1 protein-coding gene and 2 rRNA genes are annotated in these 1,397 nt (G+C 31.5%); all 3 read left to right on the top strand.

All coding sequences use genetic code 11. The features are described from left to right. Positions 1-127, top strand: a 23S ribosomal RNA gene (locus tag D2K40_RS16170); the annotation flags it as partial. A 65-nt stretch (positions 128-192) separates the two neighbouring features. Continuing rightward, a 5S ribosomal RNA gene (gene rrf, locus D2K40_RS16165) occupies positions 193-308 on the top strand. Between the two features lie 373 nt (positions 309-681). After that, a complete protein-coding gene (locus D2K40_RS16160) occupies positions 682-1,236 on the top strand; it encodes a VanZ family protein (protein WP_117157362.1) in 555 nt (184 codons plus the stop codon). Positions 1,237-1,397: the final 161 nt, after the last annotated feature.

Raw genomic sequence — 1,397 nt, 5'->3', positions numbered from 1 at the left:
CCCTCAAGATGAGACTTCTCATCATTTAGAGTAAGATCCCTCAGAGACGATGAGGTTGATAGGTTCGAGGTGGAAGCGTGGTGACACGTGTAGCTGACGAATACTAATAGATCGAGGACTTAACTATAATATTTATGTTGTCTTGTTGTACTTCTTATCTAGTTTTGAAGGTACTACCTTCAATAAACTTGATTTAGTGACAATAGCGAAGAGGTCACACCTGTTCCCATGCCGAACACAGTAGTTAAGCTCTTCAGCGCCCATGGTAGTTGGGGCCTTGCCCCTGCGAGAGTAGGACGTCGCTAAGCAAACTGTAAAACATCTATTACAATTATGTAATAGATGTTTTTTTGTGTTTTAAGCAATTAAGTTCTACAACGTTTGTGTTAATTGAGGTTATTACCCTTCGATTGTTCAAGTAGTGTAGCAAAAAAAAGAAAATGAGAGTTTTAAAAAATCAAATTCACTTTTTTTTTACTCTAGTTTACAGGTTAGTTATTATTTTTATGGTAAAATAAGTTAAATACCGCTAATTGCCTAATGAAGTATAGTCAAAGAAAATAAAATGCCTAAGATTTTAAGAGTCGTAAGTAATATCATAAGTCAGAGCTATCTTAATTCGAATCGTACATTGCATACTTTTTTAGGGGAAAATAGATATTGAAATGGAAGTGAACATCCTTGAAAGTAGCCTTTAAAGTCATAGTAACAATATTGATTGCTGTTTATTTATTAATTCTCTCTAGGTATATATTGTTCAAATATATGACTTCAGCAGATATCCTAAATCATTTTACGTTAAACTTTGAACCTTATGGTGGATTTTTAGAGAAGCACAATTTTATTCCATTAAAAACAATCATATACTATTTATTTTTTGATTGGGAGCATATTAATTTGGGGATAAGATTAAATAATCTAATAGGCAACATTCTTGGTTTTATACCTTTTGGTTTTCTGTTTCCTTTATTATCTCAAAGGTTCCAAAAACTAAAAGTAGTTGTAATTGTAACTTTTAGTTTAAGTCTCACATTTGAATTACTACAACTTATCTTTCATTTTGGGAGTTTTGATGTTGATGATTTAATTTTAAATACTATTGGAGGTACATTAGGCTATCTTCCATTAAAGTACCTTACAATGCTGTTTAAAAATAAGAACAAATCTAAGGTGTTAATTTTTAAGTTGATTTTATCAATTCTATTAATTATTCTATTAGGAATATTGTATATGTAGGTAAGATTGTACCTTCTTTTTGTAACAAACGGGAGCCGCTCGACAAGTTCTGCTATAAGCGCTTCAAGTGTGAAAGGCAGAAGATAAACATATTTATCTTAACTTTATAACTGAGAATGGGAATGATAGATCCATGTTTCTTGAAACCATTCCGTCAATAC

Source organism: Paraliobacillus quinghaiensis (assembly GCF_003426025.1).
Taxonomy (GTDB): domain Bacteria; phylum Bacillota; class Bacilli; order Bacillales; family Amphibacillaceae; genus Paraliobacillus_A; species Paraliobacillus_A quinghaiensis.
Note: the sequence above shows the minus strand (reverse complement) of the source record. Positions and strands in the feature narration are given on the sequence as shown.